The sequence below is a fragment of the Microbacterium sp. NPDC089190 genome, assembly GCF_040701795.1.
GTDB lineage: Bacteria > Actinomycetota > Actinomycetes > Actinomycetales > Microbacteriaceae > Microbacterium > Microbacterium galbum.
In genome coordinates this window covers 424702-448609 of record NZ_JBFBHF010000002.1, presented here as the reverse complement: position 1 = coordinate 448609, position 23908 = coordinate 424702, and the positions used below count along the sequence as shown (strand labels likewise).

25 protein-coding genes are annotated in these 23908 nt (G+C 71.8%); 15 read left to right on the top strand and 10 right to left on the bottom strand.

Going from position 1 to position 23908, the window contains the following annotated elements:
* The first annotated feature begins 130 nt into the window (after positions 1–130).
* From AB0230_RS08060 to gnd, 4 genes are all read left to right on the top strand, one after another.
* Positions 131–1294, top strand: a complete 1164-nt coding sequence (locus tag AB0230_RS08060; protein WP_366375047.1) for a sensor histidine kinase — start codon at positions 131–133, stop codon at positions 1292–1294.
* Positions 1291–1911 (top strand): response regulator transcription factor, encoded by a 621-nt coding sequence (locus tag AB0230_RS08055; RefSeq protein ID WP_363390199.1) that lies wholly within the window; start codon positions 1291–1293, stop codon positions 1909–1911. The genes AB0230_RS08060 and AB0230_RS08055 overlap by 4 nt, the downstream gene beginning before the upstream one ends.
* Before the next feature lie 52 nt (positions 1912–1963).
* The gene (locus AB0230_RS08050) at positions 1964–2464 is read left to right on the top strand and encodes a bifunctional nuclease family protein (protein ID WP_363390196.1); all 501 of its coding nucleotides are present in this window, start codon (positions 1964–1966) and stop codon (positions 2462–2464) included.
* A gap of 79 nt (positions 2465–2543) precedes the next feature.
* On the top strand, positions 2544–3605 hold the full coding sequence (gnd, locus tag AB0230_RS08045) for a phosphogluconate dehydrogenase (NAD(+)-dependent, decarboxylating) (protein WP_315994965.1): 1062 nt from the start codon (positions 2544–2546) through the stop codon (positions 3603–3605).
* A gap of 16 nt (positions 3606–3621) precedes the next feature.
* Here the strand turns inward: gnd and AB0230_RS08040 are convergent, their stop codons facing one another.
* Positions 3622–4146 (bottom strand): hypothetical protein, encoded by a 525-nt coding sequence (locus AB0230_RS08040; RefSeq protein ID WP_315994964.1) that lies wholly within the window; start codon positions 4144–4146, stop codon positions 3622–3624.
* A gap of 190 nt (positions 4147–4336) precedes the next feature.
* On the opposite strand from AB0230_RS08040, the gene AB0230_RS08035 reads away from it, so the two are divergent.
* On the top strand, positions 4337–4900 hold the full coding sequence (locus AB0230_RS08035) for a ribonuclease H (protein WP_136586766.1): 564 nt from the start codon (positions 4337–4339) through the stop codon (positions 4898–4900).
* Positions 4901–4910: 10 nt separating this feature from the next.
* Here AB0230_RS08035 and AB0230_RS08030 read toward each other — a convergent pair whose 3' ends face one another.
* The 3 genes from AB0230_RS08030 to AB0230_RS08020 form a co-directional block, all read right to left on the bottom strand.
* Positions 4911–5867, bottom strand: a complete 957-nt coding sequence (locus AB0230_RS08030; RefSeq protein WP_363578391.1) for an NAD-dependent epimerase/dehydratase family protein — start codon at positions 5865–5867, stop codon at positions 4911–4913.
* A 99-nt stretch (positions 5868–5966) separates the two neighbouring features.
* The gene (locus tag AB0230_RS08025) at positions 5967–6635 is read right to left on the bottom strand and encodes a DUF4440 domain-containing protein (protein WP_363578392.1); all 669 of its coding nucleotides are present in this window, start codon (positions 6633–6635) and stop codon (positions 5967–5969) included.
* Between the two features lie 17 nt (positions 6636–6652).
* Complete coding sequence (locus tag AB0230_RS08020; protein ID WP_363578393.1) at positions 6653–8056, bottom strand: hypothetical protein; 1404 nt, start codon at positions 8054–8056, stop codon at positions 6653–6655.
* A gap of 227 nt (positions 8057–8283) precedes the next feature.
* Between AB0230_RS08020 and AB0230_RS08015 the strand changes: the two genes are divergently transcribed.
* A complete protein-coding gene (locus AB0230_RS08015) occupies positions 8284–8652 on the top strand; it encodes a hypothetical protein (RefSeq protein ID WP_315994959.1) in 369 nt (122 codons plus the stop codon).
* Here the strand turns inward: AB0230_RS08015 and AB0230_RS08010 are convergent.
* Both AB0230_RS08010 and AB0230_RS08005 read right to left on the bottom strand, forming a co-directional pair.
* On the bottom strand, positions 8636–9124 hold the full coding sequence (locus tag AB0230_RS08010; RefSeq protein ID WP_363578394.1) for a GNAT family N-acetyltransferase: 489 nt from the start codon (positions 9122–9124) through the stop codon (positions 8636–8638). The two genes, AB0230_RS08015 and AB0230_RS08010, sit on opposite strands and share 17 nt — an antisense overlap.
* Positions 9125–9203: 79 nt before the next feature.
* A complete protein-coding gene (locus AB0230_RS08005; protein WP_363390179.1) occupies positions 9204–10238 on the bottom strand; it encodes an LLM class flavin-dependent oxidoreductase in 1035 nt (344 codons plus the stop codon).
* A gap of 90 nt (positions 10239–10328) precedes the next feature.
* Here AB0230_RS08005 and AB0230_RS08000 point away from each other — a divergent pair, with 90 nt between their 5' ends.
* From AB0230_RS08000 to AB0230_RS07990, 3 genes are all read left to right on the top strand, one after another.
* Positions 10329–11111, top strand: a complete 783-nt coding sequence (locus tag AB0230_RS08000; protein ID WP_315994956.1) for a hypothetical protein — start codon at positions 10329–10331, stop codon at positions 11109–11111.
* Positions 11112–11322: 211 nt separating this feature from the next.
* On the top strand, positions 11323–13854 hold the full coding sequence (locus AB0230_RS07995; protein ID WP_363578397.1) for a DUF3516 domain-containing protein: 2532 nt from the start codon (positions 11323–11325) through the stop codon (positions 13852–13854).
* Between the two features lie 116 nt (positions 13855–13970).
* Complete coding sequence (locus tag AB0230_RS07990) at positions 13971–14450, top strand: hypothetical protein (protein ID WP_363578398.1); 480 nt, start codon at positions 13971–13973, stop codon at positions 14448–14450.
* 102 nt (positions 14451–14552) lie between these two features.
* Here the strand turns inward: AB0230_RS07990 and AB0230_RS07985 are convergent, their stop codons facing one another.
* Positions 14553–15119 (bottom strand): DNA starvation/stationary phase protection protein, encoded by a 567-nt coding sequence (locus tag AB0230_RS07985; protein WP_315994953.1) that lies wholly within the window; start codon positions 15117–15119, stop codon positions 14553–14555.
* A gap of 169 nt (positions 15120–15288) precedes the next feature.
* On the opposite strand from AB0230_RS07985, the gene AB0230_RS07980 reads away from it, so the two are divergent.
* Both AB0230_RS07980 and AB0230_RS07975 read left to right on the top strand, forming a co-directional pair.
* Positions 15289–17097, top strand: a complete 1809-nt coding sequence (locus AB0230_RS07980; protein WP_366375041.1) for a glycoside hydrolase family 15 protein — start codon at positions 15289–15291, stop codon at positions 17095–17097.
* 52 nt (positions 17098–17149) lie between these two features.
* Positions 17150–18043: an SDR family oxidoreductase gene (locus AB0230_RS07975; protein ID WP_363390170.1), complete on the top strand. Its 894-nt coding sequence runs from the start codon at positions 17150–17152 to the stop codon at positions 18041–18043.
* Between the two features lie 178 nt (positions 18044–18221).
* On the opposite strand, the gene AB0230_RS07970 is transcribed toward AB0230_RS07975, so the two are convergent.
* Positions 18222–18686, bottom strand: a complete 465-nt coding sequence (locus tag AB0230_RS07970; protein ID WP_366375039.1) for a GNAT family N-acetyltransferase — start codon at positions 18684–18686, stop codon at positions 18222–18224.
* Between the two features lie 86 nt (positions 18687–18772).
* Here AB0230_RS07970 and AB0230_RS07965 point away from each other — a divergent pair, with 86 nt between their 5' ends.
* Positions 18773–19702, top strand: coding sequence for an AraC family transcriptional regulator (locus AB0230_RS07965; RefSeq protein ID WP_315994949.1), 930 nt, complete (start codon positions 18773–18775; stop codon positions 19700–19702).
* Between the two features lies 1 nt (position 19703).
* Here the strand turns inward: AB0230_RS07965 and AB0230_RS07960 are convergent, their stop codons facing one another.
* A complete protein-coding gene (locus AB0230_RS07960) occupies positions 19704–19976 on the bottom strand; it encodes a hypothetical protein (protein ID WP_315994948.1) in 273 nt (90 codons plus the stop codon).
* Between the two features lie 142 nt (positions 19977–20118).
* Between AB0230_RS07960 and AB0230_RS07955 the strand changes: the two genes are divergently transcribed.
* Positions 20119–20277 (top strand): hypothetical protein, encoded by a 159-nt coding sequence (locus AB0230_RS07955; RefSeq protein WP_298873663.1) that lies wholly within the window; start codon positions 20119–20121, stop codon positions 20275–20277.
* 69 nt (positions 20278–20346) lie between these two features.
* Here the strand turns inward: AB0230_RS07955 and AB0230_RS07950 are convergent, their stop codons facing one another.
* Positions 20347–21393 (bottom strand): DUF1731 domain-containing protein, encoded by a 1047-nt coding sequence (locus AB0230_RS07950; protein WP_366375036.1) that lies wholly within the window; start codon positions 21391–21393, stop codon positions 20347–20349.
* A gap of 116 nt (positions 21394–21509) precedes the next feature.
* Here AB0230_RS07950 and AB0230_RS07945 point away from each other — a divergent pair, with 116 nt between their 5' ends.
* Positions 21510–22109 carry a hypothetical protein gene (locus tag AB0230_RS07945; RefSeq protein ID WP_366375034.1) on the top strand — a complete coding sequence of 200 codons (600 nt, stop codon included), beginning with the start codon at positions 21510–21512 and terminating at the stop codon, positions 22107–22109.
* A 237-nt stretch (positions 22110–22346) separates the two neighbouring features.
* Positions 22347–23792, top strand: a complete 1446-nt coding sequence (locus AB0230_RS07940; protein ID WP_366375032.1) for a PepSY-associated TM helix domain-containing protein — start codon at positions 22347–22349, stop codon at positions 23790–23792.
* Positions 23793–23908 lie beyond the last annotated feature (116 nt).

Genomic DNA, 23908 nt, shown 5'->3' with positions numbered 1-23908 from the left:
GGCGGATCTCACCGGCACCCCTCCAGCGTCGTCACCCGGCCCTCCGCGGTCATCGGCGCAAGGGGCGTTCCTGCTCTCCACCTTTCGGATGATCCGCCGCGGGCCCCGCATCCGTAGCCTGGAGATCGTCATGCCGCACCGCACCCTCGCTCCCGTCTTCGCGGGCCTGCGCGCCGGGCTCCACGTCCTGTTCGGGGCCCTCCTCGCGCTCGTCGTGGTGCGCGTGCTGGCGACCGACGGCTCCGTGACGGCTCTCGTGCTCGCGGGGCTGCTCGGCGGGGTCTACCTCGGCGGGCTGGCGGTCGCCCGCGCACGCCGCCGGGCGGCGGCCGTGGTGTGGGTGGCGGTGCTGACCCTCGTCTGGGCGGCGCTGGTCTGGCTGGTGCCGGAGGCCGCCTACCTCGTCTTCCCGCTGTTCTTCCTCTACCTGCACGTGCTGCCCGGGGCCGCCGGGCCCCTCGTCGTGCTCGGGACGACAGCGCTCACGATCGCCGCCTTCGCGGTGCACGGGGGCCTGACGGTGGGCGGCGTCGTGGGCCCCCTCGTCGGCGCGGGCGTCGCACTGCTCATCGGCCTCGGCTATGCCGCGCTCGACCGGCGGGCGGCCGAGCGCGAGGCGCTCATGGCCGAGCTGCTGGCCACGCGCGACCGTCTCGCGGCCGCCGAGCGCGAGCAGGGCATCCTCGCCGAGCGGGCGCGGCTCGCGCGCGAGATCCACGACACCGTCGCGCAGGGGCTCTCGAGCATCCAGATGCTGCTGCACGCGGCGGAGCGGGCGGATGCCACGAGCCCGGGCCTCGCGCACGTGCGTCTGGCCCGGGAGACCGCCGCCGACGGACTCGCCGAGACCCGGCGCTTCATCCGGGAACTGTCCCCGCCCCGCCTCGACAGCGGTCTCGGCCCCGCGCTCGAGCGCCTCGCGCGCGACTGGGGAGCACGCGAGGGGGTCGCGATCGACGTCGAGGTGGATGACGACGCGTCGCTGCCGATGGACGCGCAGACGGCGCTCCTGCGCATCGCGCAGGGAGCCCTCGCCAACGTCGCCCAGCACGCCGGCGCGGCGCGCGTCGGCATCCGTCTCACCCGGCTCGACGACGCGGTGCGGCTGCGGATCGCCGACGACGGCGTCGGGTTCGATCCCGAGCGGGCGGAGGCGGTCGCGGCCGAGACCGATTCGTTCGGGTTGCGGGCCATGCGGGAGCGGGTCGGCCAGCTCGACGGCGCCCTCGAGGTTGACAGCGCGCCGGGGCGGGGCACCGCCATCACGGTGACGCTCCCGGGGGGTGCGTCGTGATCCGCGTCGTCATCGCCGACGACCACCCCGTCGTCCGCGCGGGGGTGCGCGCCCTGCTCGATGCGGAGGCCGACATCGAGGTGGCGGGCGAGGCCGCGACCCCCGACGAGGCGGTCGCCCTGTCCGAGCGTCTCGCGCCCGAGCTCGTGCTGATGGACCTGCAGTTCGGCGACCGTGCCGCCGGTGCCGAGGCGACCAGGCGCGTCCGCGCGCTCGCCGCCCCGCCCTACGTGCTCGTGCTCACGAACTACGACACCGACGGCGACATCCTCGGTGCCGTCGAGGCGGGGGCCAGCGGGTACCTGCTGAAGGATGCGCCTCCCCACGAGCTGCTGGCCGGTGTCCGCGCCGCTGCGGCGGGGCAGAGCGCGCTCGCACCGGCGATCGCGGGTCGACTGCTCGCGCGGATGCGCGAACCCCGCGTCACCCTGTCGGCGCGCGAGATCGAGGTGCTGCATCTCGTCGCCCGCGGCGCGTCGAACGCCGACGTCGCGGCGCTCCTGCACATCACCGACGCGACGGTGAAGTCGCACCTCGCACACGTCTTCTCGAAGCTCGGCGTCACCTCGCGCACCGGCGCCGTCTCCGCGGCGCGGGCCCTCGGCATCCTGCGCTGACGGTTCGGACGCCGAGGCGGACGGCGCAGGCGGACGACGTACGATGGGCGTCATGATCCGGGTGCGAGTGGTCGGCGTGGCCCTCGACCCGGCCCAGCAGCACGTCATCCTGCTCTCGCCGTTCGACGCCGAGGCCGACGGCGAGCGCGTGCTCCCGGTGTGGATCGGTCCGCAGGAGGCGATGTCGATCCTCGTCGCGATCGAGGGCACCGCCTCGCCCCGCCCGCTCGCGCACGACCTCATGACGGCGATGCTGGGGGAGTTGTCGGCGACCGTCGACCGGGTCGAGATCACCCATCTCGAGGACGGCACGTTCTACGCCCGCCTCGTGGTCGACACCCCGCGAGGACAGCGCTCCTTCGACGCCCGCCCCTCCGACGCGATCGCCCTGGGAGCCCGTGTCGATGCGCCGATCTGGGTCGCCGACAGCGTCTTCGCCGAGGCGGGAGTGCCCGACGACGCGGTCGAGCTCGACCCGTCGCCCGAGGAGGAGCGGGTGGAGGAGTTCCGCCGGTTCCTCGACGACGTCGACCCCGAGGACTTCCAGGGCTGACGGTCCGCCGCCCCCTCGACGCTCCTAGACTCGCGGAGGGGCCGCGCGCCGCGGCCTCATCACGACGAACGGGGTACGAATGCAACTCGCCATGGTCGGACTCGGACGGATGGGCGCCAACATCGTGCGCCGACTCATGAGGGACGGTCACGATTGCGTCGTCTTCGACGTGAATCAGGATGCCGTGGCCTCCCTCGTCGAGGAGGGGGCGACCGGGGCGACGAGCATCGCCGACCTCGCTTCGAAGCTGCAGAAGCCCCGCGCCGTGTGGCTCATGATCCCCGCCGGACTCACCGGGTCGGTGGTCGACCAGGTCGCCGAGGTGCTCGAGCCGGGCGACATCATCATCGACGGCGGCAACTCGAACTACCGTGACGACGTGCGTCGCGCGAAGAAGCTCGACGACAGCGGCATCCACTACGTCGACGTGGGGACCAGCGGCGGCGTGTTCGGCCTCGAGCGCGGTTACTGCCTGATGGTCGGCGGTCACGACGAAGCCGTCGCGCACCTCGAGCCCGTGCTGCGCACGATCGCGCCGGGACCGGGAGAGGTCGAGCGCACGCCCGGACGCACGGGCGACTACACGACCGAGGAGCGCGGGTACCTGCACTGCGGTCCCTCGGGGGCCGGGCACTTCGTGAAGATGGTGCACAACGGCATCGAGTACGGCATCATGGCCGCGCTCGCCGAGGGGCTCAACGTCTTGAACAACGCCGACGCGGGCCTGCACCAGGGCGAGCACTCGGCCGAGGTCGCCCCGCTGGAGGAGCCCGAGTACTACCAGTTCGACATCGACACGGCGCGGGTGACGGAGCTGTGGCGCCGGGGATCAGTCATCTCGTCATGGCTGCTCGACCTGACCGCGGCGGCTCTCGCGCAGAACCCCACGCTCGACGGACTCGCCGGTCGCGTCTCGGACTCGGGCGAGGGGCGCTGGACCGTCAAGGCCGCCGTGGACACCGGGGTGCCCGTGCCGGTGCTGGCCGCCTCGCTGTTCGAGCGCTTCGCCTCGCGGGGCGAGGACCACTTCGCCAACCAGGTGCTGTCGGCGATGCGTCTGCAGTTCGGCGGTCACCAGGAGCTGCCCGCCGGCGACGTGCTGGAAGCCGGTCAGAAGAAGGCCGAGAGCGGCCGGAGCTGACGGCCCGCGCGCGCGTTCAGCGCGTCAGCAGGATCTGACAGATGAAGAGGCCCCCGCCGTCGTTCCACACCTCGACGGCGGGGGTTTCGCATGCGCCGTCCTCGGCGGTGAGCAGTCGGACTCCGGCGTCGTCGTAGAGCGCGTAGGGGCCTACGGTGCCGCGGACGGCGGCCGAGACGCCCTGCGGGAGCTCGCCCACCGAGGCGAGCGCCTCGCGCAGCGGAGCACCGGCCTCTTCGGTGTAGTACGTCGCCGCGGCGTAGTCGCGGCAGTTGGCCGTCCCCCCTGATCCGAGAGGGAAGCCCGTGCCCAGGCAGTAGCCGCCCGCGGGCATGTCGGGGAGCGTGCCGTGAGCGCTGCGGTACTTCTCGAAGATCTCCTGCCACTGCACGAGCTTCTGGGTGGCCTGCTGATTCGGGGTGGACTGCGTCGAGGTGAGCAGCCAGGCGAGGAATCCGAGAGCCCCGAGGATGACGACCCCGCCGACGATGAGGGCGGTGAGAGCGGCGGGGTGGAGGCGGGCGCGAGACGTGGACGACATGGCGGGCTTTCTCGAGGGGGCGGGACGCGGGCGACGCGATGACGGATCGCGCCAGACTCGCATCCGCGGTGTCGGTCTCCGCGCGCGCTCACCGTCCCTCCCGCGGGGAAGCGTCGCAGGTTCACCCGCGTGCTCGCCCGCCCGGGGCCCCGCGTCGGATCGCGCCGGGCGGGCGGGGGAGACTAGGGGGATGAGCAGTTCGGCATCCACCCCCTCCGACCGTTACGTCGTCGCCACCGACGGCGCCTGCAAGGGCAACCCCGGCCCCGCGGGCTGGGCGTGGGTCGGCGAAGACGGCCACTGGGCCGCGGGCTCGATCCCCTCGGGGACGAACAACATCGGAGAGCTGCTCGGGCTCCTGCACGCGATCACCGACCACGCCGACGTGCGCGAGCTCGTCGTGCAGGCCGACTCGAAGTACGCGATCGACACGTACTCGTCGTGGATGGACGGCCACCGCCGTCGCGGGTGGGTGACGAGCGCCAAGAAGCCGGTGGCCAACCGCGGGATCCTCGAGGCGCTCATCGCCGCTCGCGATGCGCGACGCGAGGCGGGGCTCCCCGACGTCGTGCTCGAGCACGTGCGCGGACACTCCGGCCACGTGCTGAACTCGTGGGCCGACGAACGCGCGGTGCGCGCCTCGCAGCATGCGGCGAAGGGCGAGGAACTCATCTGGACCTCGCTGCGCGGTCTCGATCGCCTCGAGGTGCAGAAGGCACCGCCCCGTTCCGCGGCGGACCGCAACGGCCGCTGAGACCGCCCGGTCAGCCGGCCAGCACCTCGGCCTCCTCCGCCGGGGCGAGTCCGGCGCGACGGGGCCGGTCGATCCCGCGCGCCCGTTCGTCGTCGAGGACGCGTCGCATCGTCTCGGCCAGAGGGCGGCGCCGACCATCGGATGACAGGAACGCGGCGTCGCTGCGACGAGAGAAGCCCCGCGCCTCGGCGGGCAACCAGAGCGGGAGCGACCGCGGGCCCATCCAGTACTGCACACCGCGGGACAGGAGGGTCTCGTCGTCGAGCGGGACGGTCTCGACGCTCGCACCGGCGGCCTCACGGGCGGCCGCGAAGACCGCGGCGAGCGGGAACTCCTCACCGACGGCGTTGACCGGACCGGTCACCCCTGCCGACCCCGCGCGCACGATCCATTCCGCGAGATCGTCGACGTCGATGCCCTGCGCGTGCCGGCCGCTCGGCTCGGGCACGACCGCCCGGCCTCCCCGCGCGAAACGGGCCGGCCAGTAGCCGAAGCGATCGGTCGGGTCGCCCGGTCCCACGATGAGCCCGGCGCGAGCGCGCAGCGCCCGCTCGCCCACGCGTGCGGTGGTCAGTCGCTCGGCGTGCACCTTGGCATCCGCGTACTGCTCGAGGTCGACGGGCTCGACGAGGTCCGCGGACTCGTCGGCGAACGGCGCGGCGGAGTCCGCGTACACCGACACGCTCGACACGAGCGTCCAGTGCGCCGCCCGGTGGGCGAGGGCGTCGAGACCGGATGCCACGAAGCCGGGGTCCCACGAGAGCTCGACGACGTCGTCCCACTCGCCGTCGAGGTCGGCGTAGGCGTCGGGGTCGTTCCGGTCGGCGCGCACCAGCCGTGCTCCGGCGGGGACGGCTCCCGACTCTCCCCGGGCGAGACAGGTGACATCGGCGCCGGTGGCCAGCGCCGCCGTGACGAGGGCCCGGCCGAGCCAGGCGGTTCCGCCGAGGATGAGGATGCGTCGCATGCGGCCAGCCAAGCAGCCGCCGGCCCGCGCGGCGAGCGGGTTCGCGCTCGGCGGACGCAACCCTCGCGGGAGCCACCGGCCGTCGGCGGCTGAGTCGGCTCAGTTCCCGCTGTCCGACGGCGCAGGCGTCCCCTGGTGAAACGTCAGGCGCGGGGGCGAGCCCTGCCACACCGACGAACGGCGACTGACGCGCTCCTCGACCGTGAGCAGGTAGTCCAGGAGCACCGTGTCGGGGGCGATGACGCGGCTCGACCGCTCAGCGATCTCGGCCGTCGACGTGCCGGGCTCGGCCCGCAGGGCGGCGACGATGGCCTCCCGTGTGAAGCGGCGCCCCGATTGCCCGATCTCCACGAAGTCGTCGTCCAGCAGTGGCTCGACCCGGGCGGGGTCCTGGCGCACCCGCGGGTCCAGCAGTCGCTCCTCGGCCGCCCACGCCGCGGCGACGAGGGTCGCGGCATCCCGGTCTCGTCCGCGGATCTCATACCGGCGCTCGATGCCGACGGTCGCTGCGCCCCACGCGCTCGCCGCGACGCGGCGCTGATGGGCGTCGAACGCGGCCTCATCGACGAAACGCTCCTCGACGCGCCACACGAGGGGGTCGTCGGTGGGGTCGACGTCGAAGGAGACGCAGCCCGGTTCGGCCCGGGTGAGGGCGAGGTGCGCAGGGAGGTGTGCGCGCACCCGCGCGGCTTCGGTCTCGTCGGCGCAGCGGAGCGAGCCCGACAGCGTGACCTCGCGGCCGCGGTGGGGAGTCGAGGCAGACGTCATCCGCTCACGCTACGGGGTCAGGTGGCGGGGGATGCCAGCGACGGGGTCTTCGCGATGGCATCCCTCAGCACCTTCTCGCCCGGGAAGAGGGCGTCGTGGTACACGTCGCCGAAGGCGAAGGGGGCGCGCATGTGCCAGATCGAGACGCCCGTGCACCACGACGACCGCAGCGGGGCCTTCAGGACTGAGCGGTAGAGCAGCGCTTGCACGTCGTGGTTCGGGGCGCCCGTGGGCGGGGTACTGCCCTCCTGCTGGGCGAGACCGTCGACCCGCGGCTGCACGCCGACCTCGGTGATGAGGAAGGGGATGCGCAGCTGCGCGCACACGTCCTCGAGCTTTCCGAGGTGGTCGTCGGTGCGACCGTCGGCTCCGCGCCAGCCGCCGGCGAGCTCGTCGACGGTGATGTTGGGCGCGGACGGGGTGTAGACCTTGTCGGTCAGGCGGATCCACGAGTTGATGCCGAACACGTCGAGCAGCTGGGCCATGTGCGGGGTGCCCTGCGGCAGCCAGTACGTGTGCAGCAGATACAGCTCCAGCGTGGTGAAGGCGGCGGTGAGCTTCACCCCGGGCTCGGCCGTTCGCACCGTCTTCACAAGGTCGACCCATTTCGCGTACTGCGCCGCGTCCGTCTGGCCCGGCTGCTCGCACGCGAGGGAGAGGTACTCGATCCCGTTGTCGGCGCAGAGGCCCGCGAAATGCACCATCTGCTCGGTCCACCGCGAGAAGAAGCCGTCGACGGATGCCGGGGCGTAGTTCGCGCGATAGAAGCCGTCGCCGTCCTTCTCGGTGGCGATGTGGGGCTTCAGCAGAGTGATGCGGACGCCGCGATCCTTCGCGAGGGCGAACACCTTGCGGATGCGATCGTCGGACACGCGGGTGAACGTCGTCGAGGTGGCATCCGGGATGTAGCAGAGCACGACGAGGGTCGCGTGCGCGCCGAGGAGGGCGATGCGGTCGAGTTCGCGCGCCGTCGCGGAGAGGGGGGTCTTCTCGTCGAGGCTGAGCGAGATGCTCAGGTCGCGCCTGATGTCGCCGACCGTGCCGGCGAATCGGCGCCGCCGACGGTCGTCGTCCCGGCGCACCTCGATCGTGAAGGCGTACGGGCCCTGGGTCGTCGGTCGTCCGGCGAGGGCCGCACCGACGATCGCGAGGCCCGCGGGGAGTTCGCCGTCGACGAGCGCCAGCGTCGCGTCGTCGGCTTTCGACAGCGGGCGGCGGACGGTGTCCCACACGTGGAGGTCGAGGTCGGCGGGCGTGCTCGCGCTCGGAGAGGGGGATGCGCCGGAGGCGCTGTTCGACGCAGACATGACGGGCTCTGCCGGAGCGCCGTTGGTGATGACCGTTGCCGCCGCGGCGCTGGCGGCGCCCAGGGCCACCACTCCGAGACCGCCCAGGAGAAGGCCGCGTCGTGAGACGTCCATGTCGGCCCCTTCCCGATGCGATGGCGTGAGATGCGCGATTCCGTGTGATGCGCGGTGTCGACGTCGACCGGTGAGGGCCTCGGGGCCCGCCGTCCCAGGCTAGGGCGCGCCGCGGGCGGCGCGACGCGTCACCGAGGGGATCTGCGGCGATTCTGGGTCTTCTCCCGGGCGGACGGCGCCCGGACCACGCCGGTTACGCTGGAAGACCCGTCACCCGAGGAGTCACCGTGTCATCCGACGAGCGCGCCCGGCGCATCCGCATCCTCCGCACCGCATCGCTCGCCGTCGCGGGTGTCGGAGCGTCGATCGCGATGGCGGTCCTGGGGTCGTGGTGGGCGCCGCTCATCCTGCTCCTCGCCACGGCCGGCGCCGTCCTGGTGATCTGGAAGTCCGACAGCGCGCTCGCCGCCCCTCGCGCCGTCATCCCCGTGCTGGTCGTCGTCAGTGCTCTCACCGTGGCGGGTCTTCTCGGCATCGCCGGTGTGCTGCCGACGGGATGGGCGTGGGCGGCGCTGGGCGCGTACGCGGTGGCCTGGGGCGAATACCTGCTGTCGCAGACGGTCGCCCGCTCGCGCGGCGTCACGGCCTGGCGCTGACCGGCGCCGGCCGCTCCAGACAGATGAGATCGGGGCGGTCGTCCCACGAGGCGACGACCGTGAAGCCCCGCCGTCGGTAGAGGCGGACGGCGTCATCCCGCCAGCGCCAGACCGAGAGGCGCACGGGTGTGACGGCATCCGCGAGGGCCGTGTCGAGGAGCGCGGACCCGACCCCTCGACCCCGTGCCGGCGGAGTGGTCCACAATCGCGAGAGCTCCACGGCGACGGGCGAGATGCGCACGACGACGATGCCGCAGTCGACGCCGTCGACCGTGGCGACGAGCACGCGATTCCCTGCGAAGGCCGCCGCGGGGTCGTCGATCTCACGGGCGTAGCGAGCGGCCAGCGCCGCCCCCGGCGTCGCGAGCCCGCGCTCGGCCTTCTCCGACTCTGTCCGGCGCAGGTAGTCGCCGAGCAGTTCCGAGACCGCGGCGGCGTCTCGGGGAAAGACGGCGGTCCGAACGACGGTCATTCCTCCACCGTACGACTGCTTCCGAGACGACGAATGGACCCGGATGCCGAGGGGCGGCATCCGGGTCCATCCGGGGTGGTCAGACCGTCGCGAGCGTCGGCTGCCAGCCGAGGGCGGGCGCGACGTGCTTCGCGAAGTTCTCGACGAGGCGGAGGTTGAACTCCACGCCCATCTGGCTCGGGATGGTCAGCATGAGGGTGTCGGCGCTCATGACGGCCGCGTCGTTCTGCAGCTGCTCCACGAGCACCTCGGGCGGCGCGGCGTAGGTCTTGCCGAACGTCGAGCGCATGCCGTCAATCACGCCGATCTGGTCGCTGCCCGCGGACCCGCCGAAGTACATCTCGTCTTCGGCGGTGACGATCGGGAAGATGCTGCGGCTGACCGAGGTGCGCGGCTCACCGGCGTGCCCCGCCTCGCGCCACGCGGCGCGGAAGGCGTCGAGCTGCTGGGCCTGCAGGATGTCGAACGGCGTGCCGTCGGCCTCGGTGAGCAGCGTCGACGACATGAGGTTCACCCCCGTGCGCCCCGCCCACTCCGCGGTTGCGGTGGTGCCGGCGCCCCACCAGATGCGCTTCTTCAGGCCGGGGGAGTGGGGCTCGATGCGCTGCAGACCCGTTCCGCCGCCGAAGGGGCTCATCGGGTCGCGCTCGGCGAGACCCTCGCCCTCGATCGCGCGCAGGAAGAGGTCGAAGTGGTCGCGGGCGATGTCGGCGCCGCGCGGGTCCTGCGACCCCGTGTACCCGAACGCCTCGTAGCCGCGCTGCACGGTCTCGGGTGACCCGCGGCTCACGCCGAGGGCAAGGCGGTTGCCGCTGATGAGGTCGAGGGATGCCGCTTCCTCCGCGAGCATGAGCGGGTTCTCGTACCGCATGTCGATGACGCCGGTGCCGACCTCGATGCGGGAGGTGCGCGCGGCGATCGCCGCGAGCAGCGGCATGGGCGCCGCCTGCTGACGGGCGAAGTGGTGCACCCGGAACGAGATGCCGTTCACGCCGAGGTCGTCCATGCCCTGGGCGAGGTCGATCGCCTGGAGCATCGAGTCGCCCGCGGAGAGATGGTGTCCCCCGCCGAGGGGGCCGTAGTGGCCGAAGGAGAGTGTGCCGAAGGAGCGCATACGCGGTGCAACGCACGGCATCCTGATCTATTCCCACGCATGTAACGCGAGATGGCCCGGACGCCCGCGAGGTGTGGAAGCATTTCGAGGATGGACGATGGCGTGCGGGAGGAGCTGCGGCGACTGCGCGCGCGGGCGTACGGACCGAGCGCCGACATCTCCGCCGACCCGGCCGCGTACGAGCGGCTGCTCGCGCTGGAAGACCTCGAGCGGTCCGAGCGGGCAGCTCCGGCAGCCGCGACGGCCCCGGTTCCGTCAGCCTCGGCTCCGACGGTCCCGCCTCCCTCGGCCCCGGCGGTCGGCGCCGCGGCGCCCGTCGACGGCGACGAAGAACCCGAGCCCGAGGAGGAGGTCGAGCGCGAGCGCGCCCCGCTCCTGCGCTCCAAGCGCACCGTGTGGGCGTGGGCACTGTCCCTCGCGCTCGTCGCGGCGCTCGCGAGCGCGGCGACCACCGTGGGGGTCGGGTTCGTGCCGGTCGCCGCGTCCGTGGGAGCGCCGCAGGTGGCGACCCTCGTCGAGGATCCGGGCGCGCAGAGCCCCACCATCTTCGGACAGCGCACGGGGGACGAACGGGGTTTCGCGGACTTCTACGGAGTGAGCGCCTTCGTCGGCACGGCCCAGGTCGATGCGAGCGAGAATCGCAGCTCGTGCCTGTATCTGCTCGACACCGACGAGGTCGGGCAGGACGGCACCACCGGCTTCCGCGGCAACTTCGTCTACGGCGGATGCGGGGCGGGGATCTTCCCCGCCACCGTGCAGTTCGTCGTCGCCGACGGCATGCCGGACGCCTTCATCGAGCGCTTCCCGGTCGGCACGAGCGTGCAGTTCGTGTACGACGGCGAGAACGTGGGCGTCTTCAGCGACGCGGGGTGAGGCACGGGGGCGCCAGGCGCGAGCGGTGGGGCCGGTGGCTTCGACGGGCTCAGCCACCTCGGGTGCGGGCTCAGCCGCCTCGGTTCGGCGCAGCCGCCTCGGTTGGGCGCAGCCGCCCTGGTCGGGTCCGGGCGCCTCGGTTCGGGCTCCGCCCTGGCGGCCCCGAGCCTGTCGAAGGGTCCGCCCGCCCGGCGGATGAGAGGGTGGGGGAGTGACCCCCCTCCTCGAGCACGTGCCGACCGGCAGCGAACCGGATGCCGTGTACCTCGGCTTCGTCGAGTGGGCGGCCTCGCGCGGGCTGACGCTGTACCCGGCGCAGGACGAAGCGATCATCGAGATCGTGTCGGGGGCGAACGTGATCCTGTCGACCCCGACCGGCACGGGGAAGTCCCTGGTCGCGGTCGCCGCGCACGCGGCATCCCTCTCCCGAGGCGGTCGCACCTATTACACGGCGCCCATCAAGGCGCTCGTGAGCGAGAAGTTCTTCGCGCTCGTCGACATCTTCGGGGCGGAGAACGTCGGGATGGTCACGGGCGACTCGTCGGTGAACTCCGACGCCCCGATCATCTGCTGCACCGCGGAGATCCTCGCGAACCTGGCCCTCCGCCAGGGCGCCGACGCGGACGTCGACCAGGTCGTGATGGACGAGTTCCACTACTACGGCGAGGCCGACCGCGGCTGGGCGTGGCAGGTGCCGTTGCTGCTGCTGAATCGCGCGCAGTTCATCCTCATGTCGGCCACTCTCGGTGACGTCGAGGACATCGCCGACGACCTCTCGCGCCGCACCGGTCGGCCCACGGCGAGAGTCACCGGCGTCGAGCGCCCAGTGCCGCTGCACTTCGAGTACGCCCGCACGCCCGTGCACGAGACCGTGCAGGAACTGCTCGACACGAAGCAGGCGCCGATCTACGTCGTGCACTTCTCGCAGGCCGCGGCCATGGAGCGCGCGCAGGCGCTGTCGTCGATCCGCATCATCGGCCGCGAGCAGCGCGACGAGATCGCCGAGGCGATCGGCGGCTTCCGCTTCACCACCGGCTTCGGCAAGACGCTCTCGCGCTACGTGCGCGCCGGCATCGGCGTGCACCACGCCGGCATGCTGCCGAGGTATCGCCGGCTCGTCGAGACCCTCGCGCAGCGGGGGCTGCTGCGTGTCATCTGCGGCACCGACACCCTCGGCGTCGGCATCAACGTGCCGATCCGCACCGTGCTCATGACGGCACTGACCAAGTACGACGGCACCCGTATGCGCCAGCTCTCGGCGCGCGAGTTCCATCAGATTGCGGGGCGCGCGGGCCGGGCCGGCTACGACACCGCGGGCACCGTCGTCGTCATGGCGCCCGATCACGAGATCGAGAACGCCGCGCAGATCCTCAAGGCCGGCGACGACCTCAAGAAGCAGAAGAAGATCGTGCGCAAGAAGGCGCCGCAGGGCTTCGTCAACTGGACCGAGCAGAGCTACGACCGTCTCGTCGCGGCCGAGCCCGAGCCGCTCCAGCCGCAGATGAAGCTGTCGGCCGCCATGTTGATCAACGTCATCGCGCGCGGCGGCGACGTGTTCGGCAACGTCCGCGCGCTCGTGTTCGACAACCACGAGCCCCGCCCCCGCCGGTACGAGCTCGCGCGGCGGGCGATCGCGATCTTCCGCACGCTCGTGCAGGCGGGGGTGGTGGAGGTGGGGGCCGACGGCATCCGGCTCACCGTCGATCTGCAGCCGAACTTCGCACTCAACCAGCCGCTGTCGCCGTTCGCGCTCGCCGCGATCGAGATGCTCGACCCCGAGGTCGAGCTCGGTCGGGGGCCGGATGCCGTCGCCCCGGCGTCATCGGTCGGCACGGGGCACTACGCGCTCGACGTCGTCAGCGTCATCGAGGCGACGCTCGACGACCCGCGCCCGATCCTGTCGCAGCAGCAGTTCCGGGCGCGGGGCGAGGCGGTCGCCGCGATGAAGCGCGAGGGCATCGAGTACGACGAGCGGATGGAGCTGCTCGAGGAGATCACCTGGCCGAAGCCCCTGGAGGAACTGCTCGCGCAGGCGTACGAGGTGTTCGCGTCGAGTCAGCCGTGGATCCGCGACTTCGAGCTGTCGCCCAAGTCGGTCGTGCGCGACATGTTCGAGCGGGCCTGCTCCTTCGGCGAGTACGTCTCGCTGTATCAGCTCGCGCGCAGCGAGGGTCTGGTGCTGCGCTACCTCAGTGACGCGTATCGCGCGATCCGGCAGACGGTGCCGGTCGACGCGCAGACGCCCGACCTGCTCGACCTCATCGCGTGGCTCGGCGAACTGGTGCGGCAGGTGGACTCCAGCCTCGTCGACGAGTGGGAGCAGCTCATCAACCCGGCCGACGATCCGGACGCCCCCGTGGTGCCTCCGGCGCCGCCGTCGATCCTCACCAACCGCCGCGCGTTCGTCGTGCTCGTGCGCAACGAGATGTTCCGGCGCGTGCAACTCGCTGCTCTGCAGCGCGACGAGGAGCTCGTCGAGCTGGATCCGGATGCCGGTTGGCCCGACGTTCTCGATCGCTACTTCGACGAGCACGACGCGATCGGCACGGGCGGAGCGGCACGCTCGTCCGCTCTGGTCGACATCGACGAGTCGTCGACCTCCGACGGAGTGTGGCGCGTCGAGCAGACCATCGACGACCCCGCGGGCGACCACGACTGGCGCATCCGCGCGGAAGTCGACCTCGCGGCATCCGAGGAGGAGGGCACCGCGGTCGTCCGGGTCACCGAGGTGCTGCGGCTCTGACGCCTCCTCCCCGATCCTGCGATGGGTGAAGTTCTCCACCGATCGCACGTGCGCATGTGATTCCCGGTGAGCGGCGTCGTACAGTGAACGCACGCCGCGCACAGGAAGGATCGGCCGTGACTCTCGACATCGCACAGGTGTTCATCGCCCTCGCCGCGTTGTTCCTCACCTTCTCTGCGGCGATCCTGGGCGGCGTGAAATGGATGCTCGATCGGGTCGAGCGTCGGACCGACCGCAACTTCGCGCAGGTCGATCAGCGTTTCGCGCAGATCGATCAGCGTTTCGCGCAGGTCGACCGGAGGTTCGAACAGGTCGATCAGCGGTTCGAACAGATCGATCACCGGTTCGACCGCCTCGAGGCCCGCATGGAGCGGGCGGATGCCCGCATGGACCGCGCTGACGCACGGTTCGACGAGCGCATGACGCGTATCGACGCCCGCGAACGGCAGATCGACGACCGGCTGCTCAAGATCGACGCGAACATCCTCGACATCACCGCGAGAATCGCCGGCATGAGCGACAGCATCGTCGAGATGAAGGCCTCGCTTGCGCGGCTCGAGGGCCCGCACCCGCCCCTGCTGATCGCGCGCGGCTGACGCTTCCTGTCCGCGCCGACCGTCGGTGCGGCGCCCGGGCCCTCGCACGAACGCCGGATGCCGAGGCCCTGAGGCCCCGGCATCCGTCGTGATCGATTCCGCTCAGGACTTGCGGGCGACGCGGTTCTCGGCGCTGACCATCCACGACAGCTGCTCGAGGCGCTCGAGCACACCGTGCAGGATGTCGGCGCTCGTGGGGTCTTCCTCGTCGACGTCGTCGTGCACGTCGCGGACGGTGCCGACGACGGCATCCAGACGCTCGGTGATGAGGTCGATGACCTCGGCCGTGTCGACCTCGCCCTGCGGGAACTCGGGGAGGGTGGTGGTCTCGGCGACGGTGTCGCTGCGTCCGTCGGGGAGGGCGTGCAGCGCGCGCATGCGCTCGGCGATCTCGTCACCGAACTCGCGGGCGGCGTCGATGATCTCGTCGAGCTGCAGGTGGGTGTCGCGGAAGTTCTTGCCGACGACGTTCCAGTGGGCCTGCTTGCCCTGGATCGACAGCTCGATGAGGTCGACCAGCACGGCCTGGAGGGCGTCGGTCAACTGCTCCGACGCCTGGAAGCCCTTCTCGGCGTTCTGCTCGTCGGTGGTCTCCGGACCGCTGCCTCCGCGCGCGGGGCGGCGACGGTTCTTGGTGGGGGCGGCGTCCTTGGTGGTGGTGGCGGACATGCGCGTTCCTTTCGCTCACGGTCGGTAGCGACGTTAGGCCGCAGGCTCGAGCGGGCGGCGGGGGTTGCGAGCGCGTCGGAGGAGAGGTACCGGAGCCGCTTCCGTAGCCGCTCGGACGCCATACGACAACCCCGGGGGAGCCTCGGCACGCGATTCCTAGCGTGAAGACGTGTCTCCCACTCCTCCCGCACCGTCTCGGCCGCTTCGCGACTACGCCGCGATCGGCGACGGCCGGACGGTCGCGCTCATCGGCCTCGACGGCTCGGTGGACTGGCTTCCGCTGCCCAACATCCACTCCCGCCCGGTCTTCGCGCGTCTCGTCGACGAGTCGGCGGGAGGCTGCATCGAACTGGCACCCGTGGAGGAGTACGAGGTCACTCGGCGGTACATCCCGCGCACGAACGTCCTCGAGACCACGTTCACGACCGCCTCCGGGGTGGCCACCCTCACCGACGCCATGGTCACGGGCATCGCCGGGCGCCTGCCGTGGGCTGAGCTCGCCCGCCGCGTCGACGGGGTGAAGGGCGAAGTGGAGTTCGCGTGGTGCGTGCAACCGGGCACCATGCTCCGCTCCGCGGCGCCGTGGACCGAGCGCATCGACGGCTTCTCGATCATGCGCATCGGCCATGTCTCGCTCGCGGTGACGGGCCACGAGCACGGAGTCCACGGAGACCCGGATGCCGGCGACGAGAGCATCGACGGAGGGTTCACGACCACGAAGGGATCGCGGCACCTCCTCGTCATCGCCGCCACCGAGGGCGAGCCGCTGCGCATCCCCGACGCGAAGAACGTGGACCGGGGCATCGACCGCACGATCGGCGGCTGGCAGATGTGGTCGGACGAGTTCTCGTACGAGGGTCCGTGGGCCGACGACGTGCAACGCAGTGCCCTCGCGTTGAAGCTGCTGCTGTTCAGCCCGACCGGGGCGATCGCCGCGGCGGCGACGACATCGCTGCCCGAGAACCCCCGCGGCGGCAAGAACTGGGACTACCGCTTCGCATGGGTCCGCGACCTCGCTTACACCGCGCACGCGTGGGTGGGGTTCGGTCTGCGCGAGGAGACGCACGCGGCGATCTCGTGGCTGCTGCGGACGATCCGCAAGAACGGTCCCGAGGTCCAGGTGATGTACACGCTCGACGGGGACGCCGAGATCGGGCTCGAGAAGCACGAGGTCCCGGGGTGGAACGGCAATCAGCCGGTCGTCACGGGCAACCCCGCGCAGGGGCAGCTGCAACTCGGCGTCTACGGCGACCTCATCGCGCTGTGCCGCACCTACGTCGAGGCCGGCAACCGCCTCGACACCCAGACCGGGCGGCTCCTCGCCGACGTCGCCGATCGCACGTGCGACCTCTGGCGCCGCGAGGACTCGGGCATGTGGGAACTCCCGGAGCTCCGCCATTACACCTCGTCGAAGATGGGGTGCTGGAAGGCCCTCGACGACGCCCAGTGGCTGGCGGACGGCGGTCACATCCCCGACAACGGCGACCGCTGGCGCGCCGAGCGCGACCGCATCCACCGCTGGGTCGAGGAGCGCTGCTGGTCGGACGAGTTGCAGGCCTACACGATCGCGCCCGGCAGCGAAGACCTCGACGCCTCCGTGCTGCTGCACGCGCCGACGGGATTCGACCGGGGCGAGCGCATGTCGAAGACCCTGGATGCCATCACGGAGCGTCTCACGACCGAGAACCACCTCGTCTATCGCTACACCGGCATGGACCAGGAGGAGCAGACGTTCGTCGCCTGCGCCTTCTGGCGAGCCACCGCCCTGGCCTGCGTCGGTCGGCACGACGAGGCCCTCGAGGCGATGGACGCCCTCGTCGCCCAGGGCAACGACGTCGGGATCTACTCCGAGATGATCGCGGAGTCCGACGGGGCGTTCTGGGGCAACCTGCCGCAGGCGCTCAGCCATCTCGCCCTCATCAACGCCGCCCTTGTCATCCGCGACCTCGTGGACGACGTCGCGCTGAAGAACCGCTGACCCTCCCCGTCGAGGCGGCCCCGCCCCGGCATCCCCCATGAAAGGACTCGCCATGAGCACGCAGTACACCTTCACCGACCCGGCGAAGCTCTACGCCGACATCGACCCGCAGTCGCAGGACCAGAAGGAGCCCGGCCTCGATGCCGAGCTGACGCCGAAGGCCGCCCTCGGCGAGGACACCTACGTCGGCAGCGACCGACTCACGGGGCGCAAGGCGCTCATCACCGGCGCCGACTCCGGCATCGGCGCGGCCACCGCCATCGCGTTCGCCCGCGAGGGGGCCTCGGTCGCGATGTCGTACCTGCCGCAGGAGCAGGTGGATGCCGATCGCATCGCCGGCATCCTGCGCGAGGCCGGCGCGACCGTGGTGCAGATCCCCGGCGATCTGCGCGAGCGCGAGTACGCGCGCACGCTCGTGAAGGAAGCGGTCGAGGGCCTCGGCGGGCTCGACATCGTCGTCAACAACGGCGGCAAGCAGATCTTCAACGAGGACGTCACCACGCTGACCGACGAGCAGTTCGACGACACCTTCAAGACGAACGTCTATGCGATGTTCTGGATCTGCAAGGAGGCCGTGCCGCACCTGCAGCCCGGCTCGACGATCATCAACACGACGTCGATCCAGGCGTACTCGCCGGCGCCGATCCTCGTCGACTACGCCTCGACGAAGGCGACGATCAACACCTTCACCAAGGCTCTCGGCCAGCAGCTGGCGCCCAAGGGCATCCGCGTCAACGCGGTGGCACCGGGACCCATCTGGACGCCGCTGCAGGTCACCGACGGACAGCCCGACGAGAAGGTCGACGAGTTCGGCGAGGAGACGCCGCTCGGACGAATGGGTCAGCCCGCCGAGCTCGCCCCGGCGTACGTGTACCTCGCGTCGGCCGAGTCGAGCTACGTCATCGGCGAGACGCTCAACGTCAACGGCGGCATGCCCACGCCGTAAGCGCTGCGCCGCGAGGGGCCGTCGTCCGGGTTCGGACGGCGGCCCTTCGGCGTGTGCGGGGTTGCGGTCCCTTCGACAGTCTCAGGGACCTCGCGTGCGGCTCGCGGGCCTTGCGGGCGGCTCGCGCGCGGCACGCTGGCGAAAGGTGGCTGAGCCTGTCGAAGCCACCCGAAGCGGGTCAGGCGTCGAGGCGTTTGCGGTAGAAGATCTCGCCGTCGGCGGTGGTCTCAGACCGGTGATAGCCCTCGCGCTCGTACAGGCGCTGGTTCGCCTCGCTCAGCCCGCCCGTGAACAGCTCGGCCTCGGTCGCCCCGGCCTCTCGTCCGCGCTCCTCCACCGCCGCGAGCAGGAGCGTTCCCAGGCCCTCGCCCTGCTGGTCCGGCGCGATCGCCAGCCGGCCGATCAACAGCAGATCCCCGTCGCGGCGGGCCCTCACGGCGCCGACGATGCGGGTCCCGCTCACCGCGACGCAGCCGAGGTTCTCGACGAGCTCGGCGGCGAGCTCCTCGAGGGTCTGGGTGAGCGGCGGCATGTCGGGGTTGCCGTAGATGAGCGCCTCGCTGGCGAAGGCGGCGCGCTGGATCGTCAGCACCTCGCCGGCGTCGTCGGGGTGGATGGAGCGGATGACGGGCTCATCGGTCATGGGGTTCTCTCCCGGCGGTTTCGAAGCGGAGGTTAACTATCATGGGGCGTGCTGCGACGTCTTTCAGGGGTCTCGCGCATCTCGTTATGAACGACTTCTTCGACTCGCGCGTCCGCACCGACGGCGTCGCCGACACGCAGGCCTGGCTCCAGGCGCAGTATGGGCGCGTCGACGTCTTGGCCGACCACGCGTCGATCTCCGAGCACGCCGTCGGCGACGAGTCCTTCGCACTGCGACGCCTCGCCTGGGAGTGCCGAGCCGAGATCGTCTACGAGGCCGACCGCTTCTTCTTCGCCACCTCGGGCCCCGGATACGCGTGGAGCATCGGATCGCGCGAGGGTGACTACAGCGTGGAGCCGGGCATCGTCGAGCCCGGGCACGAGCTGATCGGCCGCCCGGACGAGACCGAGGTGCAGCTGCTGTCGTTCGATGCGCAGTGGCTCCGCGAGGCGGCTCGGACGATCTACGGCGACGAGGCGCTGGAGATCCGCTTCGGCGACACCGGTCCCGTGTCGAGGCGGCTGCGCGATTATTGGCTGGCGACGGTGCGCTGGTCGCTCACACAGACGCCGCTGCTCGCCGAGCCGCTCGTTCGAGCCCACGTGCGCCGCGCGCTCGTCGCTGCGACGCTCGAAGCGTTCCCCCTCCTCGGCGATCCGCGCGAGCGGCGGGCATCGGCGATCGAGCAGGCGGCGGTTTACGCCGCGGCGGTCTCGTGGATCGACGATCACGCGTCGCTGCCCGTCACGATCGACGACGCCGCCCGGGCGGTCGGGACCTCGACGCAGGGCCTGCGTCGGGCATTCCTGGCCAATGGCCATCTGGCATCCACTCCCGAAGGCCACTTGGCGCACGCGCGGCTGAGCGCCGCGCATGCGGACCTGCTCGCTGCCGACCCGACGGCGACCAACGTGGCCGACATCGCGGCGCGCTGGGGCTTCGTCGATCTCGCGGCCTTCGTCCAGGCCTACCGCGACGCGTATCGCACGACGCCGCGGCGGACGCTGGATCGCTGACTCAGCGATCGCGGTCGGTGTACTCGCCCGGGTCGTCGAGGTCCTCGCGCGATTCGTGGCCGCTCGGCTGCTCGACGTCGGTGTAGGCGCCGGCCTCGTCGGCGCGCGGGCGGCTCTCGCTGCCGTCGGCGTTCTCGCGGTCGACGTACTCCCCGGGCTGGTCCGCGCTACCGCGGTCCATCTCGCCGTCGGGCAGTTGGACGTCGGTGTACTCGCCCTCGCCGGGTCCGGTGCCGTGTCCGCCTGCGTGTTCGGTGACGTCGCGATCGGCCATAGCCGCCTCCTCGGGGTCGTGGTGTGCTCGACGGTAGCCGCCGGATGCCGAGTCGGCGACCGTCTTGACACGTCCTTGTCGGCCGGCTCGGCGCGTGTCAAGGCCGCGGCGCGGGCCCACCCGGAGGTGCAGGGTGGAGGTTATGCCAGCTCTCGCCATCATCCTCGTCATCGTGGGCCTCGTGCTCCTGTTCCTCGGCGTCTTCGTCGAGGCCGTGAAGTTCCTGCTGTGGATCGGGATCATCATCCTGATCATCGGCATCATCGCCGCGCTCATGCGCTTCATCCGTCGACAGGTCTGACCACCGGTCTCACCGACGCCGCTCCGCGCGTGCCGCCCCCGGGAGGCCGCGCCGGGGCGGCGTCGTCGTTCAGGCGGCGAGAATGTCGCGCGCTCGGGGCCGACGCGATGCAGCGACGTCGTCCAGGGCGCCGCCGAGCTCGGCGAACCGGAAGGTGAACCCCGCCTCGGTCAGTCGGCGGGGGAGCGCCCACCGGCTCTTGAGCACCAGCTCGGGCTCGTTGCGCAAGACCGCCATCGCCGGGTCGAGCATCCATCTCCACGCGGGCAGGCCCCACGGCATCCGGGCCACCCTCCGAAGCTCTCGCATGAGGGTGCGGTTGTCGCTGACGCCCGGAGCGGAGAGGTTGACCGGCCCCGAGAGCGTGTCGTGGTCGCGCAAAAAGCGGACGGATGCCACGACGTCGTCGATGTGGATCCAGCTGAAGCGCTGATGTCCGCTCGTCCGGTGCCACGACGACCACACGGGTCCGGTCGGACGGGCGCCGATGCCGCGGTAGCGTCGGTGCGGGAACCACCAGCTGTCGATCTGGGGCCCGCCGACTCCGAGTTTCGCGAGGGCGAACAGCATGCGCGTGGCGGGGCCGTCGCCGAGGACGATCGCCATACGCAGCGCGACGCGGCGCGTCGCGGGCAGCTCGCCGGCGAAAAACGCACGCTCCCACCTCGTGGCGACGTCGACCGAGAACCCCTCACCGAGCACGCCCTCGACCTCGTCGTTGCCGCGCTCGGTCTCGTGCCGGTAGATCGTGGCGGTGGAGGCGTTCATCCAAACGCGTGGCGGCGTCTCGGCCGCAGCGACGGCGGTGTGCAGCGCACGCGTGGTCTCGACGCGGGAGCGGAGGATCTCGTCGCGATTCGCGTCGGTGTACCGGCACGACACGATCTTCCCGGCGAGGTTGATCAGCACGTCGGCGCCGTCGACCAGACGCGCGATCGCCGGTGCATCCCCCCATACCGCGGACCCCGTGCGGCCGACGGTGTAGACGTCGTAGCCGTCGTCCTCGAACGCGCGGGTCAGTGCCCGCCCGACGAAGCCGCTCGCGCCGGCGATGACGGCGCGCGGGCGCGAAGCGGGTCGCGGGTCGCCGTCGCGGTCTGCGGGGTGATCGGTCACGGGGGCTCCTGTCGTCGGTCGATGCTACCGACCGAGTCGGGCGAACCGCCGATCCTCGTCGCACAGCCTGTTCGTCGGGCGCGGAGGGGGTCCTCGCGTGCTGCCACAATGAGTCCATGCGACGACAGAGCCGGGCCCCGCGCGTCGCGCGCGGTGCGGTGGCGGCATCCGTCGCCACCTTCGTCGCCCTGCTCTCCCACGTCTCCGGCGGCGGGGAGGTACCCGGGCTCGTCGGGGTCGTCGTGCCCCTCGCCCTGTCGTTCGTCGTGTGCACCGTCCTCGCCGGACGACGGCTCTCGCCGGCGCGTCTCGGGCTCGCGGTCGCCCTCAGCCAGCTGCTCTTCCACACGCTCTTCGTGCTGGGCAGCTTCCAGCCCGGGGTCGCGGGTCACGTCCACGGCGCGCCGCTTCTGCTGACGGGTGACGCCGCGGCACCGGTCGTCTCGGTGGATGCCACGATGTGGGCCGGTCACCTCGTCGCGGCCGTCGGGACCACGGCGATGCTGCATCGCGGTGAGCGCACGGTCGCCGTCCTCGGGGCGCTCGCCGGTCGCTGCGTCGCGTGGGTTCGCGCGCGGGCGCGCGTCGCCGCCGTCTCCGTCGGCCCGGCGCCGACTCGCCGCGTGCACGCGATGGTCGTCGCCGATGTCGTGCCGATCTCGACCGTCATCGTCGCGTCGGCTCGCCGTCGCGGTCCGCCGCTCGCGGCATCCTGAGCTTCTCCCCGCCCTCTTCCGGGTGGGGATCCGGCCGCGCGATACGCGCGCCGGTTCCTCCCGCATCCCTCTCGGATGCGCCCCCTTCCTCTCCGCGCTCCTCCGCACGCGCCGGCCCGCGGGCCGCCCGTCGGAGGGCGCGGCACCGGTGCCGCTGTGCGCGCCGGATGACGGGCGTTCGCGCCCGGAAAGCGACATCCCCATGCCCTCTTCCCGTCTTCGTCCGGTGGTCGTCGCATGACCGCCACCGACTCCCCTCCTGCGGCCGCGGCCCCCTCCCCAGCCGTCCGCCCGCCCGGCAGCGCAGGGTGGTTCACCCCGCTGCTGCGGCGCCTGCACTTCTTCGCCGGTCTCCTCGTGGGGCCGTTCATCCTCGTCGCGGCGGTGAGCGGGGCCCTGTACGCGGTCGCACCGACCCTCGAGAAGGTCATGTACGCGCACGAGCTGACCGCGGCCTCGGACGCCCCGGGGGTCTCTCTCGCCGCCCAGATCGAGGCGGCGCGGGCCCACCTCGGCGACGGATCGACGCCCGTCGCGGTGCGCCCCGCGCCCGAGGCCGGCGCGACGACGCGCGTCATGTTCGCCGACGAGACGCTGCCCGAGAGCACGACGCGAGCGATCTTCGTCGATCCGGCCACGACCGAGATCCGCGGCGATCTCCCCGCTTACGGCACGAGCGGAGCGCTGCCGCTGCGGCACTGGATCAGCGACCTGCACCGGTCGCTGCACCTCGGGGATGCGGGGCGCTGGTACAGCGAGCTCGCGGCATCCTGGCTCGGGATCGTCGCCCTTGCGGGGCTCGGACTGTGGATCGGACGCTTCGTGCGCTCGCGCCGGGGCCGCCGCGACCTCGTGCGTCCGAACCGCCGTCACACCGGTTACCGCCGGTTGTCGGGGTGGCACTCCGCCGTCGGGATCTGGGTCGTGCTCGGCGCGGTCTTCCTCTCGGCGACCGGCATCACGTGGTCGACGTTCGCCGGAGCCCACGTGTCCGACCTCCGAGCCGCGGTGGGGGAGGGCACTCCGACGCTGACGACCTCGCTCGACGGCGCGGCAGCGGGTGGAGAGCATGCCGGGCACGCGGGGCACAGCGCCGCGGCAGCGACCGGCCCCGCCGACTCCGCGACCTTCGACGCGGTCCTCGCGATCGCGCAGCGCATCAACGTCGACAGCGGCGACGTCGAGATCAAGCCGCCCGCCGCCGCCGGGAAGGCGTGGGTGGTGCAGGAGATCCACCGCAGCTTCCCGACCGAGGTGGATGCCGTCGCGATCGATGGATCGCGGATGCAGGTGGCCGATCGCGTCGACTTCGCCGACTACCCCCTGCTCGCGAAACTCTCGCGGTGGGGCATCGATCTGCACTCGGGGACGATGTTCGGCCTCGCCAACCAGCTCGTGCTGTTCGCGCTCGCCCTCGGCATCGCCGCTCTCGTCGTGCTCGGGTACGCGATGTGGTGGAGGCGTCGACCGACCCGCGGTCTCGCGGCCGCACCGGCCCGAGGGGCTCTGGGGCGCGCGCCGTGGTGGGGGATCGCGGCGGTGCTCGTCGTCGCGATCGCGATCGGGCTGTTCCTGCCGCTCGTGGGCTACACGCTCGCCGCGTTCGTCGTGATCGACGTGCTCGTCGGGTGGCGGGCGCGGCGCGCTGCCCCGTCGGGGACGCGCGGCACGGCAGCGCGCTGAGTCCCGGGGGACGGTATGCCGCGGACGGGGGTCCGGCGGATGTCGTCCCGCGCCCCGGCCGCTTCGCGCACCTCCGTCGAGAGGGGGAGGTGCGCGAAGCCGCCCGCTCGTAGCGT